We start from the raw sequence: 19,789 nt of genomic DNA, 5'->3' as shown, positions 1-19,789 counted from the left end.
GGATTGCGGGATTAGCTCCTAAAGAAATCCTCCAATATTTTAATATACAATTGAATACCTTCCTCAATTTCGCTAATATAGATAAATTCGTCAGCGGAATGTGAACGCAGCGTTTCACCAGGTCCTAATTTTAAAGATTTGCAACTTAAAACAGACTGATCTGAAAGGGTGGGAGAGCCATAGGTTGTTCTTCCCAAAGCTATTCCTGCTTTAACTAATCCATGATTCACTGGAATTGAAGAAGCGTTTAAGTGCATTGAACGTGGATTTACTTCAGCGTTTACATCCTTTCTTACTGTTTCTAAAATTTCGGAATTATTATAGCAATCATTAACTCTTATATCGATCACTAAATCGCATTGTGATGGTACTACATTGTGTTGTTTTCCAGCATTAATAGCGGTTACGGTCATTTTAACTGGACCTAAAACATCAGATATTCTCTCGAATTTAAAGCTGTTGAACCATTCAATTACGGGAATTGCATTGTAGATAGGATTGTCTAGATTATTGTGAGCTGCATGACTTGCAGTTCCTTTTACAATAACATCTAGAACTAGTAATCCTTTTTCGGCCACAGCTAATTGCATCAATGTTGGTTCTCCAACAATGGCACAGTCGAGTTCAGGTAAATGTTTTAAAACACTATTTAAGCCCTTTTTTCCGCTACTTTCTTCTTCCGCGGAAGCTACTATAACAATATTATAAGGTAGAATTTCAGCAGGATAGAAATGGACAAAAGTAGCTAATAAAGAAACCAAACAACCGCCAGCATCATTGCTTCCTAGGCCAAATAATTTTCCATTCTCAATAAATGCATTAAAAGGATCGTTAGTATAACCTTGATTTGGTTTTACCGTATCATGATGCGAATTTAGTAAGAGCGTAGGTTTATTTTTATCAAAATGCTTATTGAAAGCCCAAACATTATTATTTTCTCTTTCGAAAGGAATATCATTTTGTGTGAACCAATTTTCGATTAAAATGGCCGTTTGATCTTCTTCACTTGAAAAGGAAGGTGTTTCAATTAGCGATTTTAATAATGCAATAGATTCTTGCGTTAGGATCTCTATACTTTTCATATTTTATGGTTTAGCCACTAAGGCACAAAGTCACGAAGTTTTATCTTATTGTAAAAATATAATTTTTGCTAATTTACTTAGTCAGTTTGCTTTCGCTCGATTGTGAAATTTGTGTTGAATAATTTATAACTCTATTTTGGTACAAACAGAATCATCGTTTTGCAACATTTTGTGATGACCAATTTTTATTTTCTGAACTCCTTTGGCTAAGCTGTTGAAACAGTTATCAAGTTTTGGAATCATCCCTGAATGTATTGCTTTATCATTTTTTAATTTCGAATATAATTCTTTATTCATCACTTCAACAACTGAAGAATCGTCATTTGAATCTTGTAAAACTCCAGGTTTTTCAAAACAATAATTTAAAGTAACTTCGAATGTCTTTGATAAAGCAATGGCTAATTCACTCGCAATCGTATCGGCATTTGTGTTTAATAATTGACCTTTTCCATCATGTGTTATCGCACAAAAAACAGGAATTATTCCATTAGAAAGCAAACTACTTAATAATTCACCATTCACATATTTGACATCACCCACAAAACCGTAATCGATTGTTGGATGGTTTCTTTTTTCAGATTGAATCAAATTACCATCAGCGCCAGAAAATCCAATTGCATTACAATGATTAGCTTGTAATTGAGCAACAATATTTTTATTGATTTGTCCTGCATAAATCATCACAGCAACATCGAGCATTGGCGCATCCGTTATTCGTCTACCATCAATCATTTGTGGAGTCAAACCAATACTTTCTGCCATTTTAGTTGCTGATTTTCCACCGCCATGTACAAGCACTTTGTAACCTTCAATTTTAGAAAAGTCAGCTAAGAATTGTGCTAATTCTTGTGGGTTGTCGATAATGTTGCCGCCAATTTTAATTATTCTCACCCCTACCGAAGTTTCGGGACTCTCCATTGCTTCGTTCCTCGCAAAAACAGGAGAGGGAGTTGAGTCTTGAATATTGGAGGTTTGTGATTGTATAGTCATATTACAATTTCTTACTTTGCTGATTTACTTTTAAAAAGCCCCTCCTTCGGAGGGGTTGGGGAGGATTTTAATATTTTTTGTAAGACTACCTGTGCTGCATATGTTCTATTATTCGCTTGTTCGATAACAATTGAATTTTCGCTATCTAAAACCTCGTCAGTTACAATTACATTGCGTCTCACTGGCAAACAATGCATGAATTTAGCATTATTAGTCAGTTTCATTTTTTCAGCAGTTACAGTCCAATTCGAGTCTGTATTTGTAATTTTACCATATTCGTTGTAGTTACTCCAGTTTTTGGTGTAGATAAAATCAGCATTTTCAAAAGCTTTATTTTGGTCATATTCAATCTTAGAATCTTTTGTGATTTCAGAGTTGAGTTCGTATCCTTCAGGATGAGTTATTACAAATTCAGCATCTTGTAACTGCATCATTTCAACGAAAGAATTAGCGACAGCTTGTGGCAATGCTTTTGGATGCGGAGCCCATGAAAGAACTACTTTAGGTTTGTGTTTAGTTTTGTGTTCTGCCATGGTAATAGCGTCAGCAAGTGACTGTAATGGATGTCCTGTTGCACTTTCCATATTGACAATAGGAACTGTAGCGTGTTTTAAAAAACCACTTAGAACTATTTCTGCATTGTCTTTTTCTTTGTCAATTAACCCTGCAAAAGCTCTAATTGCAATGATATCGCAATATTGAGACACAACTGCGGCAGCTTCTTTAATATGTTCAGATGAGCCCGAGTTCATAACTGCGCCATCTTCAAATTCAAGTGTCCAACCTTCCGTTGTAAAATTCATAACCATTACGTTCATTCCTAAATTTAATGCTGCTTTTTGAGTGCTCAAGCGCGTTCTTAAACTAGAATTAAAAAACAACATTCCTAAGGTTTTGTTCTTACCTAGTTTTTTGTTTTTTAAAGGTTTTTTCTTAATTTTTAATGCTTGTTTGACCCACTTTTCAAGCGAATCTATATTTTGTATTGAGATGTAGTTCATTTTAGTATTTATATGATTTTTGTAAAAGGAATTTCGTTTTTCAATGCCTTCAAAATGAAGTTGTCTTCCAATCCGTTAATAATCCAAGTTTCAATATTAGCTGCTTTTGCGATAGCAGTCGCTTCAATTTTTGATTGCATTCCGCCAGTTCCGTGAGACGATTTAGAATCTCCTATTTCTCTTTCCATCAATTGTAAATCAGTTACAAGCGAAATTGTTTCTGGAATAGCATCGTTGATTGATGATTTCTTGTAAATCCCGTTCGTATTGGTTGCTATGATTAAAATATCAGCTTTTAATAGAACTGCTGTTAATGCCGCTAATTTATCATTATCACCAAACCGAATTTCGTCAGTAGCCACAGTATCGTTTTCGTTAATAATTGGTATGTAATTATTTTTAACTAATACGTTAATCGTGTTCACTATATTAACTTTAGATTGCTCTTTTTCAAAATCAGAATAAGAAAGCAAACACTGCGAGATCAACAATCCTAAATCGCTAAAGCTTTCATGATAAATCCGCATTAAATGAGGTTGCCCTATCGATGCTAATGCCTGTTTTACAAAAACATCTTTATCTTGATTTTCAAGTTTTACAAATTGCTTGGCCGCTGCAATTGCTCCAGAACTCACAATTATGAATTCGTAATCTTCTTGCAATTCAGCTATTTGTACCCCGATATCTTCAATCTTTCCTCTCGAAATATGATTGGTTTCCTTAGTTAAAGTGTTACTCCCTAACTTTAATAATATTCTTTTCTTAGCCATAGTTGTATAACCACAAAGGGCACAAAGTTTAATTTATCCTTTAATAACGGAAAGGTCACAAAGCTTTTTTAAATTCTTATTTAGTGTTTGAGAATGTTTAAAACTGAACACTAATAACTGTTCACTGATTACTATCGTATCTGCCCATCTCCGTAAACATACCATTTATTAGTAACCAAATGTTGTAATCCAATTGGTCCCCGCTGGTGTAATTTATCAGTACTAATTGCTAATTCGCCTCCAAGACCAAACTGTCCTCCATCTGTAAATCGGGTAGAGGCGTTTTGATAAACTGCTGCAGTATCGACATTATCCATAAAATTTTGAGCAACAGCATCGTTTTTAGTTATAATTGAGGCCGAATGTCCGCCACAATATTTGTTAATTTTATCAATCGCTTCTTGATCAGAATTTGTGGTTCCAATTACAATTTTATAATCTAAAAACTCTTCGTGCCAAATCAAATCGGATTCAATTTGAGGAACATCGGCTATTTTAGAAATACTTTGATCGCCCAAAACGATTACATTTTTGTGTTGTAATTCAGCTATTATTTGTTTTGCAAAGACTTCCCAATTAGGTAAATTAGTATCAATTAATACTTTATCTAAAGCGTTGCAAACTGATATGTTTGAGGTTTTTCCGTTAATAATAATTGAAAGTGCTTGGTTTAAATCAGCCTCAGCATTAACATAGACAAAATTATTTCCACGCCCACTTATTATTACGGGACATTTGGCGTGTTTTTTTACAAATGCAATTAATTGCTCACCACCACGAGGGACGATTAAATCTACTTTCTGTGTAGGTTTTTCTAAAAACGTCTGCGTTTCTTCGCGATTATAATTCAAATATTCTACCCATTCTATTGAAATAGTATTCTCTTTTAAAGCTTGGTGCCACAGCTCTACAATTTTTAAATTAGATTGTAACGATTCTTTTCCGCCTTTTAATAAAATTTTATTACCTGATTTAAAAGCAATTCCACCTGCTTCAACTGTAACGTCTGGTCTAGATTCATAAATTATCATTATTGTTCCAAAAGCAGCCGTTTTATTGATGATTTTCAGACCATTAGCATGATCAAAATTAAAACGTTCGACACCAATAGGATCATTTTGACTCGATAATTGCTGAAGCGATAAAATCATTCCATCAATTTTAGCATCATCAACTAACAGGCGTTTTTCCATCGCCAAGTCATCACCAGAATAATTCTTGATATCCTGTTGATTGATGGTTTTGATATTGGTTCTTTCTTCTTCTAGAAGTTCCGCCATTCTGCTTAAAACCGAATCTCGTTTTTTAATTGGTAGTAAATGGTTCATAGTTTTTATGTTATCTATTTGGGCGTGACCCTCATTTTGCATTGTCTTTCCTCCTCGCAACTTCGGGTCGGGCTATTCACTGCAATCTTTTATATTAATTTCCGCTGAAGCTACAATCACTAAAAAAGGATTTTCGCTGCTATCCCTCACGCAAAAAAAAATTTTTTCACTTCTGAAAGTCCCAGACTTTTAGAATGTGTTTGACTGCTTTAAACTTATTTTTATATTCGATTATATATCTTTTATCACTGCTTCAAAGTCAAAGACTTTACGCAGCAAATTTCTGATTTACTTTAATTCAGCTACACTTTCTTTTAAAGCTTTAATAAAAGTGTCTAGTGCTTCTTTGTTGATTGTCAATGGCGGAAGAATTCTTAATAAGTTTTTATTGTTGGCGTTTCCTGTAAAAATATGTTTGTCTACAATCATTTTTTTACGAAGTGCACTTACGTCAAAATCAAATTCGACACCTAACATTAATCCTCTTCCTTTTACTTGAATTACCTCAGGAATTTGTTTGATTGCTTCTAAAAAGTAGGCGTAAATTTCATTTACGTTATCCATTAATTTCTCGCTTTCGATCACATCCAAAACTGCTATTCCAGCAGCACAAGCTAAATGGTTTCCACCAAAAGTAGTTCCTAAAAGGCCATAACTCGCTTTGAATTTTGGAGCAATTAAAATGCCACCAATAGGAAATCCATTTCCCATTCCTTTCGCTAAGCAAATAATATCTGCTTTGATGTTATGATGTTGGTGTGCGAAAAACTTTCCACTTCTTCCATATCCAGATTGCACTTCATCCAAAATCAAAACTACATCGTAAGCCATACATATTTTTTTCAATGCTTGAAAAAATTCCGTTGTTCCTTGGTCTAAACCACCAACACCTTGAATTCCTTCGATAATTACAGAAGAAACATCACCTTTTTTTAATTCCGCTTCTACCAGAGCTATATTATTCAATGGTAAAAAGCTAACCACTTGTTGCGCATTTATGGGTGCGACGATTTTTTTGTTATCGGTAACTGCAACTGCTGCTGAAGTTCGTCCGTGAAATGCATTAGTAAAAGCAATCACACGCGATTTATTATTGTGAAATGAAGCTAGTTTCAAAGCGTTTTCATTGGCTTCAGCCCCAGAACTACAAAGGAATAATGTATAATCCTCTAAACCTGATAGTTTACCCAATTTATGTGCTAATTCTACCTGCAAAGGATTCTGAATCGCATTAGAATAAAAACCAATATTATCCAATTGATCTTTCAGTTTAGCAACATAATGTGGATGTGTATGACCAATAGAAATTACGCCATGACCACCATATAAATCTAAATATTCAATTCCTTTTTCGTCCGTAATAGCACAATCTAGCGCTTTTACAGGAGTAATATCGTATAATGGGTAAACGTCAAATAAGTTCATTATAAATTATTTTAAATGTTGAATTATGAATTTTAAATGAATCGCTTTTTTAAATTTAGAATTTAAAATTTATCATTAAAAAATTAAAAATTAAAAATTAAAAACCTGATGGCTTTAAATGCAATCCTGTGCTTTCGTCTAAACCAAACATTAAATTCATGTTCTGTATCGCTTGTCCCGAGGCTCCTTTTACTAAATTATCAATAATTGAAGTAATGAGTAAGCGATTGCCTTTTTTCATCAAGCTAATAATACATTTATTTGTTTGTACTACTTGCTTCATGTTGATGCCAGTTGTAGTAACAGTTACAAAAGGTTGGTCTTTATAAAAAGCTTCATATTTTGCTAGGATTTCTTCTAGACTTTCTTCGATTGTAGTGTATAAAGTGGCAAAAATTCCTCTGGCAAAATCTCCTCTATTAGGAACGAAAATTAGTTCGTCTGTATAATTTGCTTGCAGTTGATTGACACTTTGGTTTATTTCGCCTAAATGTTGGTGATCAAAAGCTTTGTAATGCGACATATTATTAGATCTCCAACTAAAATGTGTCGTTTCAGAAGGCGAAACTCCAGCTCCAGTACTTCCGGTTGTAGCATTAATATGGATATCGTCTTTCAATAACTTGGCTTTCGACAAAGGCAATAACGCTAATTGAATAGCGGTTGCAAAACAGCCTGGATTTGCAATAAACTGGGCGTTTTTAATAGCTGTTTTGTTCAATTCCGGAAGTCCATAAACGAAAGATTTTCCTTCGAATTCTTTGTCTTTAGTTAAACGGAAATCATTTCCTAAATCAATGATTTTAGTATGACTTGCAAATTGGTTTTGCTCTAAAAATGATTTCGATTTTCCATGACCCAAACACAAGAATAACACATTTACGTTTGGATTTACGGTATCAGTAAAATTCATTTCGATGTCGCCCAACAAATCATGATGCGCTACCGAAAGTGGTTTTCCAGCATTTGTAGTACTGTAAACAAAATCAAGAATAGCATTTGGATGAAACATCAATATTCTGATGAGTTCGCCCGCAGTGTAACCTGAGCCACCTATTATTCCAACATTAATCATAATTTAGATCGTTTACTGATGAAAATATATTTTGAGCATTTCCAAGAATTTTGATAAATCCCTTAGCATCGTCAGATGTCCAAGCATTATTCATCTCCCCATATTGACCAAAACTAGTATTCATTAAGTCATTTTCAGATTCAATTCCGTCAAGTGAAAAATGATATGGTTTTAGAGTTACTGTTACTGTTCCATTTACTGTCTTTTGAGTATCCTCAAGGAAAGTTTCAATATTTCTCATAACTGGATCAAGAAATTGACCTTCGTGAAATAACATTCCGTACCAGTTTCCTAGTTGTTCTTTCCAGTATTGTTGCCATTTACCTAAAGTATGTTTTTCCAGTAAATGATGCGCTTTGATAATAATTAAAGGAGCAGCGGCTTCAAATCCAACTCTTCCTTTAATTCCTATAATGGTGTCACCTACGTGAATATCTCTACCAATTGCGTAAGAATTTGCTAGTTTTTCTAGAGTAACAATGTTATTGGAAGGTTTGTCTTTTTTACCATTTACAGCAATTATTTCCCCTTTTTTAAATTCTAATGTTACTTTTTCTTCACCTTCTTTTTGCAACTGCGAAGGATACGCTTCGTTAGGAAGTGCTTGTCCAGATGTTAGAGTCTCTTTTCCTCCAACGCTAGTCCCCCAAAGTCCTTTGTTTATAGAGTATTGTGCTTTTTCCCAAGAATAATGAACTCCATTTTTTGATAAATAATCTACTTCTTCTTGTCTAGATAATTTCAAGTCGCGAATAGGAGTGATGATCTCAATTTCGGGAGCAATGGTTTGGAAAATTAAATCAAAACGGATTTGGTCATTTCCTGCGCCAGTACTTCCATGAGCTATAGCGCTAGCACCTACAGATTTTGCATATTTAATAGCTTCCATTGCTTGGAAAACACGTTCAGCACTTACTGATAATGGATAAGTATTATTTTTTAACACGTTCCCATAAATTAAGTACTTAATAGCTTTATCGTAGTATTTATCTATAATAGTCAAATTTGTATGTTGTGCACTTCCTAATTCGTATGCTCTTTCTTCAATAGCGGTTAGTTCCTCATCATCAAATCCTCCAGTATTTATAAGAACGGTGTGAACTTCATATCCTTTTTCATTCTTTAAATATTTTAGGCAATAAGACGTATCTAATCCTCCACTATAAGCTAATACAACTTTTTTCATTATTTTATTTTTTTCTCTGCCTTCGTCATTTTTAAAAATCTCTGATTAAGAGGATTAATTGTAGGCAGAGTATTATTAATTATTTTTTTCTCTTTCAACTCTCTTTTTATTGACGAGTATTGTGACAAGTATTATTAATCTTCTAAAAACAAAGCTTGTTTTATTTTTTTCAAGCGATTCCAAATCCGGACGTTGAAAGCATGCTTAGGTGGATCTTTAGGTTTTTCTTTTGGATCATAGAGCATTCCGGTGCACAAACACATTTTGTTATCCTTACTTTTTAAAATGTCGTAATTAGTGCAGGTTTGGCATCCCTTCCAAAAACTTGGATCAGTTGTTAATTCAGAAAAAGGAACAGGTTTATAACCTAATTCAGAATTAATTTTCATTACCGCTAAACCAGTAGTAATTCCAAACACTTTAGCATTTGGATATTTTTTAAGGGAATAATCAAATACAAACGACTTAATTTTTTTTGCCAATCCTAAATTTCTAAAATCTGGATGTACTATTAAACCAGAATGAGCTACAAATTTGCCATGTTGCCAACATTCGATATAACAAAATCCTGCAAATTTTCCGTCGATTAATGCAATAACAGCATCGTTGGTTTCCATTTTTTTCTGAATATATTCAGGAGTTCTTTTAGCAATTCCTGTTCCTCTTAATAAAGCAGATAATTCAATGGTATCGCATATTTCTTGCGAGTATTTATAATGTTCTTCCTGAGTTACACTGATAGATATGTTCATTTCAAGAGATGAATTTTGAGTTAGAGAATGTAAAATTAAATTGATTCTGAAATGAATTTACCAAACAACAAAATCCAGTTAAAACAACATTTATTGTAAAGCAATAAATATAATTGAAGCAAAATAAAAATATCGTAAGATTAGTTTTTGGATATAATGATCCAAAACAAAATAGGGTTGAATTCAAAACGAGAAAATGAAAAATGAATAAAAATATTACAGATTACTATTGGATACTATAGTTATAGTGTCCGTACTTCGGGTGAAGCCGTAGGTCCGTTTGTCCGTGAGATAGGAGTTATATTTAAATTGTTGTTATTCATCGGGACAAAAGTACACTTTTTTTTTAAAAGCAATAACAAAATTGATTTTTGTAACATAATTTTGTCACATTGTTCAATACCTCTAAACAAAAAAAGCTCCTTGATGTTTTACAATTAAGGAGCTTTATTACTATTTATGGTGTTTAACCACTAATTTCTAAATCTATTTTGCGTGATAATACTTTTAATTTTTGATTTTAAATCCTCGCCAGTATCGTAAATCATTTGCTCTGTACTAGGAAAAACTACTGCTTTTCTATCAAAATAAGAGTAATAATTATCATCAGATGCTCGTCTATCTCCTTTGTAAGTGGCATAAATATTCTCAAAGACATATTCACTAGTTATTGGAAATGTTTTTAATAACTGATTGCTTCTATAATTTACATAATCAATTTTAGCTGTGATTTGGCATGATTTAAATTGTTTGAATTCATAAATACTCGCATTTACTGTTCGAAGATTGTCCACCATTACAACTTTTCCATTAACATCTAAAACTTCTTTTCCATTAGCATCAATTAGTTTCTTAGATCCGTCTTTAATAATGCGCTCCTTTGAAAATTCTCTCTCTTTTATTTGCTCTGCTGAGATATAAATATTTCTAAAATTAATCATCAAACCGTAATCATAATTAATGTTTTTCAGCTTATTACTGTGATATATCGTCCATTTATCGTTTAATCCCAGCGTGCTAAAATCCAATAAATCATTTTGCAGACGGACTGGAATAATCATATTAGTTTCATTTTTAGTGTAAACTAGTACATAATCACATCCTTTAAATAATGATTCTTCTAGAAGTTGCTTTACATTTTTATAATTTGGATTTATTTTATTTAAATATTCTAAATCATCATAAGCGTTTCTAAAGTTCATTTTTTCACCGCTAGCCATTAATTTCTTCGCATTAGCGAATAAGTAAGCTGACAAAGCATTTTTACTATCTATTATTTGGTCATTATAATTTTCGAAAGGAAATATTGCATTTCTACCTTCTTTCAATAATCGTAATGGAAGTATCGGCTTGATTTTTTCTTGACGTTCGTTTAATTGTAAATAGGCATTGTACATTTTTTCCAACTGCGTAGGATTAGCATCTTTAGCCAGTAGACTAATCATATTTAAATCTCGTTCTTTTGCTTTGGCGAAAGCCTCTTCTAACAAGTAAATATAATCTTGTTTTCCTTTTTTGTCTTTATTAGTTCTTAAACTGGAAATTGCATTATCAATTGCTTGATCGTAATTGCCTGAGCTTAATAAATTCTGTGTTTGCTTCACACCACATGCCGAAAAGACAATAAAAAATGATAATAAGAGTGTAATTTTTTTCATAAGCTGTACTATTTACGTAATTAAATTTGGTTTTTTAGTTGTTCATTATTATTCTAAAAACCAAAAATAATGCCAAAAAAAAACCTAACAAAAATAGAATAATTGTTAGGTTTTATAAGTATAATCGTATTTTTTATTTTCGAACGAATGTTGGTAATAATTTGCTTGAAACTTCACCAAAACCAATACGAACATTTTCGTTTTGAGAATATCCTTTCATAATAACGGTATCATTATCATTTATGAATTTGCGCTCTGTTCCGTCATTTAATTTTAGTGGATTTTTTCCTCCCCAAGTTAGTTCTAGCATCGAACCAAAACTTTCTGGAGTAGGACCTGAAATAGTTCCTGAACCCATCATATCACCAGAATTAACACGACAACCATTAGAGGTATGATGCGCTAATTGCTGACTCATTGTCCAATACATATATTTGAAATTAGAACGAGAAATCACTGTTGGTTCCGCCTTTTCGGGTTTGATTGCAACTTCTAAATGAATGTCAAATGAGTGTTTTCCTTTTTGCTGTAAATAGGGAAGTGGAGTAGGCTCTTGTTTAGGACCTTTAGTTTTAAAAGGCTCTAAAGCGTCCATAGTAACAATCCACGGTGATATTGACGACGCAAAACTCTTCGCTAAGAATGGACCTAATGGTACATATTCCCATTTTTGAATGTCTCTTGCGCTCCAGTCATTTAGTAAAACCATACCAAAAATATACTCTTCGGCTTCGGTTACTAAAATATTTTCACCCATTATATTTACATCCGTAGTAATAAAGGCAGTTTCTAATTCGAAATCCACTAAACGGGAAGGTCCAAAAACGGGACTTGTTTCGCCATTTGGTAACGTTTGCCCCATTGGTCTGTGAACCGGAATTCCAGATGGAACAATTGTTGAGCTTCTACCGTGATAGCCCACAGGAATGTGAAGCCAGTTTGGTAAAAGTGCGTTGTCTGGATCACGAAACATTGTACCTACATTAGTAGCGTGTTCTTTACTTGAGTAAAAATCAGTATAATCACCAATAAGTACTGGCAATTGCATTTCAACATCTTCCATGTTGAAAATTATAATTTCTTTATCTTTCTCGTTGTCTTGTAACTTTGAGTTTTCTACGTCAAAAAGTTCTGCAATTCTGTTTCGAACTAAGCGCCATGTTTTTTGCCCGTCTGAGATGAAATCATTCAAAGTATCTTGCATGAACATATCGTCTGTTAGTTCGATACCTTCAAAATAATTCAATTGTTGTAAAGCACCTAGGTCAATTGCAAAATCGCCTATTCGGGTCCCTACCGTCACAACATTTTCTTTTGTAAGAAAAACTCCAAAAGGTATGTTTTGTATGGGAAAATCACTGTTTAAAGGCACTTCAAGCCATGATTTTCTATTTGTATCGTTAGCTGTTATCGGCATACTCTGTTAATTATTTTGTTAAAAAATTACTCATCAAATATATTATAATCTAACTATTAACCAAACGTTTTTTCGTATTTTTGCATCAAATTAACGAAAATCAAAAAAATGCAACGCGACGAACAAATTTTTGACCTTATTCTAGAAGAACAAGAAAGACAAATTCACGGATTAGAGCTTATTGCTTCAGAAAACTTCGTAAGTGACGAAGTAATGGAAGCTGCTGGTTCAGTTTTAACTAACAAATATGCTGAAGGGTATCCTGGCAAAAGATACTACGGAGGTTGTGAAGTAGTTGATGTTGTGGAGCAAATTGCTATTGACAGAGCCAAAGAGTTATTTGGTGCTGAATATGCAAACGTGCAACCACACTCTGGATCTCAAGCTAATACTGCAGTTTACCATGCATGTATTAAACCAGGAGACAAAATTTTAGGTTTTGACTTATCTCACGGTGGTCACTTGACTCACGGTTCTCCAGTAAATTTTTCAGGACGCTTATACACTCCATCTTTTTATGGTGTTGATAAGGAAACTGGATTATTGAATTATGATAAAATTCAAGAAATAGCAACGAGAGAACAACCTAAATTGATTATTGCAGGAGCTTCGGCTTATTCTCGCGATATGGATTTTGAGCGTTTTAGAGTAATTGCTGATAGTGTAGGTGCTATTTTATTAGCTGATATTTCTCATCCTGCTGGGCTTATCGCCAAAGGTTTGATGAACGATCCATTACCTCATTGTCATATTGTTACAACTACAACTCACAAAACTTTACGTGGACCTCGTGGTGGTTTAATTATGATGGGGAAAGATTTTCCAAATCCATTTGGTTTAACTACTCCAAAAGGAGATATAAGAATGATGTCTTCGTTATTAGATTTAGCTGTTTTCCCTGGAAATCAAGGTGGTCCATTAATGCATATTATCGCTGCTAAAGCTGTTGCTTTTGGCGAAGCATTAAAAGATGAATTCTTTACTTATGCTCTACAATTGCAAAAGAACGCAAATGCTATGGCAGATGCTTTTGTAAAAAGAGGATACGAAATTATTTCTGGAGGAACTGACAATCACATGATGTTGATCGATTTAAGAAATAAAAACATTTCTGGAAAAGATGCTGAAAATGCTCTTGTAAAAGCAGAAATTACAGTAAATAAGAACATGGTTCCATTTGATGACAAATCTCCATTTGTCACTTCAGGAATTCGTGTTGGTACTGCAGCAATTACCACTCGTGGTCTTGTAGAATCAGATATGGAAACTATAGTTGATTTAATCGATAGAGTTTTAGTTGATCATACTAACGAAGACGTTATTGAAGCGGTTGCTACTGAAGTAAACGAAATGATGAGTGAAAGAGCTATTTTCGTATACTAAGAAATAGTTAATAATTTTTAAAGTCGAAAGTCAAAAGCTTGAAAAAGACACTATGCTGTTCTTTCTTGCATTTGATTTTCGACTTTATTATTTATAAATTTAAGATTAAAAGTATGACTGTACTAAGATTAAAATTACCAACGGATCCTAGATGGGTGAATATTGTAGAAAAAAATATTGAAGAAATATTGACGGATCACGCTTGGTGCGAGCAAAAAGCAGCTACTAATGCAATTACGATTATCACTAATAACTCTGAGCATCAGGATTTAGTTCAGGATCTTTTGGCTTTAGCCAAAGAAGAAATTGATCACTTTGAGCAAGTTCACAATATCATCATTAAACGCGGATTAAAGCTGGGACGCGAACGCAAAGACGATTATGTAAATGAATTGTATTTATACATGAAAAAGAACGGTAACGGCAGCCGAGTTTCTAGTTTAGTGGAACGATTGCTGTTCTCTGCAATGATTGAAGCTCGAAGTTGTGAGCGCTTTAAGGTACTTTCAGAAAATATTCAAGACGAAGAGTTGTCTGTTTTTTACAGGGATTTAATGGAAAGTGAAGCGGGACATTACACCACCTTTATTACCTATGCTCGTAAGTACGGAACTGGAATTGACGTAGAAAAAAGATGGCGAGAATGGATAGAATTTGAAGCATGTGTAATCGCAAATTACGGAAAGAGCGAAACCATTCATGGATAATATTTATAGTTCAGTAATTAGAACCTATGTAATTATTGAACTATAATATCATGTTTGTACAGTAATCCTTTTACTCCGTCTAAAGAAAAAACAGCTTTCTTAATTTTAGTTTTGGTGGGATCTATGGTGTAATTGTAACTAGTTTGAAAGTTAGCTTTATTAGCTATGGCTTTGGCAAACTCACTTCGATATAAATCGCAGTTATCAAAAACAACTTCAGTCAAATCGGTACTCATAAAATCTACTGCAACAAGACTGCAGTCAGTAAAGGAAGTTCTTTTAATTTTTAAAGTGTAGAACTTAGAAAAATCTAATACACAGTTATTAAATGCGATTTCGAAAATTAGCTTATCACACATTGCAAAATTGACATCTTTGATTTCGCAATCATTAAAAATCACGGTTCTAAAAGCAACATAATTTATTTTTGCTTCACTAAAAACACAATTGTTGAAAGTACAATCTACAAAAGTTACTGCGACAAATACACATTGTGAGAAATTACAATTTGTAAAAGTGCAGCATTCAAATTCTTTAAAATTAACTTCCTCTTCAGTATAAGTAATTTTGTCGTATTCAATATCTAGAAAATATTCTGGCATTTTGTATTTTTCGATTGCTAGCAAAGAAACAAATTCTAAAGTGCTGTTCAAATTAATCAGAAGATTTCTTCTCCAATATTAAACTCTTTCGTAATCGCCCTTCCAGTTCTTAATTGATTTTTTGATGGTATCTCCTGATAGATTTTCTGTTACTGCTTTTTGCGTCAGTGCAGCGAGTTCTTCATCTGGAGCAAAACGTAATGCAAATAATTGGGAATCATCTAATGTATCTTCAATAAGTTCCAATCTATTTCCTGTTACAGCAAGATAACGGTAACTTAATTCAAGACGTACGATTCTATTTTGTAATGTTAAGGCGTAATGCTGTCTCAACATAAAGGCAAGGCAAAAAAGCACTACAAAAATGGCACTTATAAATGACCACAACAATACATCTACCGTTGTAAAAGCGAAATAAATGCTAAAGGACAGAAATGCCATTATAATTGGATAATAAACAAAATGATGCGGTGGATAAAACCGAATGTGATTTTTATAAGATTGATCTTTCATGTTTTTAATTTTTTTAAAGATACTTAAAAACAGTGAAAGCGGATTTATAAAGAAGGATATTCGTTTCTAAAAAATTAAAACGATATAAAGCTTTTACTTTTTTTTGCGAACAGAATGCAGCAAGTATGTGACAGTAATTAGGTCTCTCGTAATATTATGGAAACATTATGAGAGCGTAAACACTATAAAACTTAAAATTTCATAATTTTAGTAAAAATTAAAAATTATGATACCAACTAAAGGATATGCAGTTCAAGATGCAAAAACAGATTTAGCTCCATGGAGTTTTGAAAGACGAGAGGTAGGGCCAAACGATGTGCAATTTGACATACAATTTTGCGGAGTTTGCCACAGTGATTTGCACCAAATAAAGGACGATTGGGGAGGAGCAATTTACCCAATGGTTCCCGGTCATGAGATTGTAGGGAAGGTTGTTAAAGTTGGAACTCATGTCAAAAAGTTCAAAGTTGGAGATCTTGCTGGAACTGGTTGTTTAGTGGATTCGTGTAGAACCTGCGATAATTGTAAAGAAGGCTTAGAGCAGTTTTGTTCTAATGGAAGTACTGGAACTTATAATGCTTTAGGTCAAGATGGAAAAACACCAACATATGGTGGTTATTCCAATACAATCGTCGTGCATGAAGATTTTGTACTTCATGTATCAGATAAATTAAATTTAGCAGCAGTAGCACCATTGCTTTGTGCGGGGATCACAACGTATTCGCCGTTAAGACACTGGAAAGTGGGAAAAGGACATAAATTAGCTGTTTTAGGACTAGGTGGTTTAGGACACATGGCTGTAAAATTCGGAGTTGCTTTTGGAGCCGAAGTTACCGTTTTAAGTACTTCTCCTGAAAAGGAAGTTGATGCTAAAAAATTAGGAGCACATAAATTTATTGTTACTAAAGATGAAGAGCAATTGAAAAGCGTAACAGGTTATTTTGATTTTATTTTGGATACTGTTTCTGCACCACATGATTTGAATTTATATCTTTCTTTATTAGGTGTAAACGGAGTTCACATTTGTGTAGGAGCGCCTCCAACACCTTACCAAATTCATGCTTTCAGTTTAATAGGTGGTAGAAAAAGTTTAGCGGGATCCTTAATTGGTGGTTTGCCAGAAACGCAAGAAATGCTAGATTACTGCGCAGAACATGGAATAGTTTCAGATATTGAAATGATTGATATCAAAAATGTTCACGAAGCTTATGATCGAATGATTAAAGGTGATGTGAGATATCGTTTTGTGATTGATATGGCGACTTTGTAATAAAATTAAATTCATAGAATATAAGGAGAGAAAACGCTGCAAATTACTGCAGCGTTTTTGCTTTTTATGATAGATTGATTTTAAATATATATTTTTGCTTTTTTATTCCAGACTCATATTGCATTTTGACAACCGTTCAATTTGCTTAGTTCATTGTGAAAATAATTTGATTATAAATATACTTTAGATATTCGCACTTTGTTGAACTATAAATGAAGTAATACCCTTTTATGAACGATTTATACTTATTGAAGTAGCTATTACTTTACTACGGTTTGATTTTCTAGCTATAGTTCCTTTTCTTCGGGTTGGAGTTGGTTAGATTCTTTTAGTTTTTTTAAGCTATTACTTCGTTTAAAAATTTCCTCCTCCACTATCTTAATTTCTTGAAGCTTTCCGAGGAAAAATTCAAATATTTCTTTTTCACACTTTTTAATTGTAACCGTGAATCCCATAGAAATTTATTTAGTGTACTACTATCATTAATTTTCAATACCAATTAATACGATCACTACTGATAATACAACCAAAAGCAAAACGATTATAAAAAGAATTTTTAAAAAATTTGGTACAAATAATTTATCATTATAAATATTGCTGTAGAATGATTGGTAAAGGGAATATAGTGTCCCAAACAATAGCAGTATCGCGCAACTATATAATGGAAATGAATTTTGTATTGGTGCGTTATGTACTAGTAAAAATGGCAAAGTTAGTAATGCAATTAATATACTAATTGAAGGACTGTATGTAATAGCTTTGTCCCATATTTTGTCATTACCTCTCCAATTTCTACTTTCTATGTCTTTGTATTTCTCTTCGTTTGTCAAGAGTAATTTGTATTCTTTATTCTTCTTAAACCAAAGAATAATTCCAACGATTAAAAATGGTAGTATAGAAAATGTAAAACATAAAAATACTACTGGAATTATTGATTTGCTAAAATCACTATTTTTTAATTGTTCCCAAATATTAGGGTTGAGCAAATGCAATACTACAGGGCTAAAAAAAATTCCTAAAACAAAAAAAATAAATAGAAACTTATAAAAGCCAACAATCCCACTATATTTCTCCCATCGCACTATTTTACTAAGTTGCTTTTTCATTTAATATGCTTGTTTATAAATTAGTACGATTTTTTTTTTGTTAATTATTTGTTTTTAAGATCCACATAGCTTTTCGTGACCTGCAAATTGGCGAACTTTGTAACTGATATCTTTCGACTACCATAAAATCTCTTTCGATAGTTAAAAGCAAATTAACCGCATTTGTCGTCACCTGTGTAATCCGCTGCTAAAGCCAGTGCTTGATTTTTTCTCTTTATTTTGTCTTAAATGATTTAATTATAAAATAAAATAGAGGTATAAAGATCAGCACCATTGTCAATGGTAAAAACCAAGCCCCTAATCCTTCTGTTTGTCCATTAATATGTCTTATTGTTTGATAAGCAATTAGTCCAAAAACGGCAACAATTATTACTTTTAGGTACCTAATTAATCTAGTTGCATTTGTGTACTGTTTTACTGCGTTCTCTACCGTTATGTATGTTGGATAATTAAAAATGTGAGGAAATTTATTTAATACAGTCATAGCAACAAAAAGTACTGTTGCCACTAATGATAAAGTTAAAAACATCCACTTATCACCAAAACCATCAGGAACTCCAGAACCATTATAATGTGTCGGAATAATGTCTGGTAAGCTGTCGAATTTATAAAATGCCAAACCCCAAATAGCAAAAATTAAAAGCCAACCAATTATTTCAACGGTCTTGTCAGCGTGTGTGAGTTCTAATTTTATTCGTGGTCGTATTTCCATTGCAATTTAATTTTTCATTGTCGATTATTAACATCGGCTAAATCGTCTTTACTCTTGGTGTAGATGAGTATTAAAGCTGAAAGATTTTTTTATTAAACGCAAATATTCCAATTACAAAACCATCTTTAAATTCAGCCAAATGTCCAAATATCTTCTAACGGTTGTTGAACTAAACCTTCGGTATTGTTTTGGGTGAAAATGTTAGTCCTTTGTAAAAATACTAAAACTTTTTACATGGATACAAAAAAAGCATCCGGATGCGTTAAGGGAAAAAAAAATCCTTAATCAGGCAATTCGTAAAGTTCCAAATTTTGAGGAACTCTTGCATCGATTTAAGCGCAACAAAGCCTTAGTTGTTGTGCAATCGATTTTATTTTTATATGTTGTTTATCTTTTTGGCTGTCTTTTCAGAATATTCTTTTTCAGCTTGAATTCCTATCATTTCGTTGCCTACTTTTGAATAAATATTCTATTATCTTTGTTTTATTCCCACCATTGATTTTTAAACTAGTTGGCGCAAATATCCATAATATTCGTCTGGTGAATCTTCTTTATTTAGTACAATTGGATTCCAATTTTCCTAAATTTTTTTCTATTGTTCTATAAATTTTTTGAAAATTTTTTTAGCTTTTACTTTTTAAATAATCACTCGAATTTCCATTCCAATAACATTTCTCGCAACGATTGCTTTTACATTCATGCTCTCAATTTTAATAATTGTGTAATAACCCGCGCAAGGGATGGTAATGGCATCCTTTGCTGCCCTCGAAAAATTTCTAAAATGAAAACTAAAATTTCTGGCAGCAAAGATA

The 19,789-nt window shown here is 32.9% G+C and carries 18 protein-coding genes; 3 read left to right on the top strand and 15 right to left on the bottom strand.

Features of this window, described 5'->3' with window-relative positions:
- Positions 1–11 precede the first annotated feature (11 nt).
- From BC961_RS07990 to fahA, 11 genes are all read right to left on the bottom strand, one after another.
- Positions 12–1,082 carry a M20 family metallo-hydrolase gene (locus BC961_RS07990; RefSeq protein ID WP_121925330.1) on the bottom strand — a complete coding sequence of 357 codons (1,071 nt, stop codon included), beginning with the start codon at positions 1,080–1,082 and terminating at the stop codon, positions 12–14.
- 123 nt (positions 1,083–1,205) lie between these two features.
- Positions 1,206–2,000: an acetylglutamate kinase gene (gene argB, locus BC961_RS07985; RefSeq protein WP_121925686.1), complete on the bottom strand. Its 795-nt coding sequence runs from the start codon at positions 1,998–2,000 to the stop codon at positions 1,206–1,208.
- An 83-nt stretch (positions 2,001–2,083) separates the two neighbouring features.
- Entirely contained in the window at positions 2,084–3,073 is a 990-nt protein-coding gene (locus BC961_RS07980; protein WP_121925329.1) for an N-acetylornithine carbamoyltransferase, read from the bottom strand.
- An 8-nt stretch (positions 3,074–3,081) separates the two neighbouring features.
- Complete coding sequence (gene proB, locus BC961_RS07975) at positions 3,082–3,843, bottom strand: glutamate 5-kinase (RefSeq protein ID WP_121925328.1); 762 nt, start codon at positions 3,841–3,843, stop codon at positions 3,082–3,084.
- 131 nt (positions 3,844–3,974) lie between these two features.
- Positions 3,975–5,171, bottom strand: coding sequence for a glutamate-5-semialdehyde dehydrogenase (locus BC961_RS07970; RefSeq protein WP_121925685.1), 1,197 nt, complete (start codon positions 5,169–5,171; stop codon positions 3,975–3,977).
- Between the two features lie 288 nt (positions 5,172–5,459).
- Entirely contained in the window at positions 5,460–6,596 is a 1,137-nt protein-coding gene (locus tag BC961_RS07965; RefSeq protein WP_121925327.1) for an aspartate aminotransferase family protein, read from the bottom strand.
- Between the two features lie 97 nt (positions 6,597–6,693).
- Entirely contained in the window at positions 6,694–7,671 is a 978-nt protein-coding gene (gene argC / locus BC961_RS07960) for an N-acetyl-gamma-glutamyl-phosphate reductase (protein WP_121925326.1), read from the bottom strand.
- A complete protein-coding gene (locus BC961_RS07955; protein ID WP_121925325.1) occupies positions 7,664–8,857 on the bottom strand; it encodes an argininosuccinate synthase in 1,194 nt (397 codons plus the stop codon). Before BC961_RS07955 ends, argC begins: the two co-directional genes overlap by 8 nt.
- A 134-nt stretch (positions 8,858–8,991) precedes the next feature.
- A complete protein-coding gene (locus BC961_RS07950) occupies positions 8,992–9,609 on the bottom strand; it encodes a GNAT family N-acetyltransferase (protein ID WP_121925324.1) in 618 nt (205 codons plus the stop codon).
- Positions 9,610–10,082: 473 nt separating this feature from the next.
- A complete protein-coding gene (locus tag BC961_RS07945; RefSeq protein WP_121925323.1) occupies positions 10,083–11,267 on the bottom strand; it encodes a hypothetical protein in 1,185 nt (394 codons plus the stop codon).
- A 133-nt stretch (positions 11,268–11,400) separates the two neighbouring features.
- Complete coding sequence (fahA, locus tag BC961_RS07940) at positions 11,401–12,684, bottom strand: fumarylacetoacetase (protein ID WP_121925322.1); 1,284 nt, start codon at positions 12,682–12,684, stop codon at positions 11,401–11,403.
- 108 nt (positions 12,685–12,792) lie between these two features.
- Here fahA and glyA point away from each other — a divergent pair, with 108 nt between their 5' ends.
- Together glyA and miaE are read left to right on the top strand one after the other, a co-directional pair.
- A complete protein-coding gene (glyA, locus tag BC961_RS07935) occupies positions 12,793–14,067 on the top strand; it encodes a serine hydroxymethyltransferase (RefSeq protein WP_121925321.1) in 1,275 nt (424 codons plus the stop codon).
- Positions 14,068–14,180: 113 nt separating this feature from the next.
- On the top strand, positions 14,181–14,774 hold the full coding sequence (gene miaE / locus BC961_RS07930) for a tRNA-(ms[2]io[6]A)-hydroxylase (RefSeq protein ID WP_121925320.1): 594 nt from the start codon (positions 14,181–14,183) through the stop codon (positions 14,772–14,774).
- Between the two features lie 32 nt (positions 14,775–14,806).
- Here the strand turns inward: miaE and BC961_RS07925 are convergent, their stop codons facing one another.
- Positions 14,807–15,376, bottom strand: a complete 570-nt coding sequence (locus tag BC961_RS07925; RefSeq protein ID WP_121925319.1) for a pentapeptide repeat-containing protein — start codon at positions 15,374–15,376, stop codon at positions 14,807–14,809.
- A 78-nt stretch (positions 15,377–15,454) separates the two neighbouring features.
- Positions 15,455–15,889, bottom strand: coding sequence for a DUF6526 family protein (locus BC961_RS07920; protein WP_121925318.1), 435 nt, complete (start codon positions 15,887–15,889; stop codon positions 15,455–15,457).
- 226 nt (positions 15,890–16,115) lie between these two features.
- Between BC961_RS07920 and BC961_RS07915 the strand changes: the two genes are divergently transcribed.
- The gene (locus BC961_RS07915) at positions 16,116–17,159 is read left to right on the top strand and encodes an NAD(P)-dependent alcohol dehydrogenase (RefSeq protein WP_121925317.1); all 1,044 of its coding nucleotides are present in this window, start codon (positions 16,116–16,118) and stop codon (positions 17,157–17,159) included.
- Between the two features lie 482 nt (positions 17,160–17,641).
- On the opposite strand, the gene BC961_RS07910 is transcribed toward BC961_RS07915, so the two are convergent.
- Entirely contained in the window at positions 17,642–18,265 is a 624-nt protein-coding gene (locus tag BC961_RS07910; protein ID WP_121925316.1) for a hypothetical protein, read from the bottom strand.
- Between the two features lie 214 nt (positions 18,266–18,479).
- Positions 18,480–18,977, bottom strand: a complete 498-nt coding sequence (locus BC961_RS07905; protein WP_121925315.1) for a DUF1648 domain-containing protein — start codon at positions 18,975–18,977, stop codon at positions 18,480–18,482.
- Positions 18,978–19,789: the final 812 nt, after the last annotated feature.

This window comes from Flavobacterium weaverense, assembly GCF_003688495.1.
Taxonomy (GTDB): domain Bacteria; phylum Bacteroidota; class Bacteroidia; order Flavobacteriales; family Flavobacteriaceae; genus Flavobacterium; species Flavobacterium weaverense.
The sequence above is the reverse complement of the archived record's forward strand: the minus strand, read 5'-3'. Positions and strand labels throughout refer to the sequence as shown.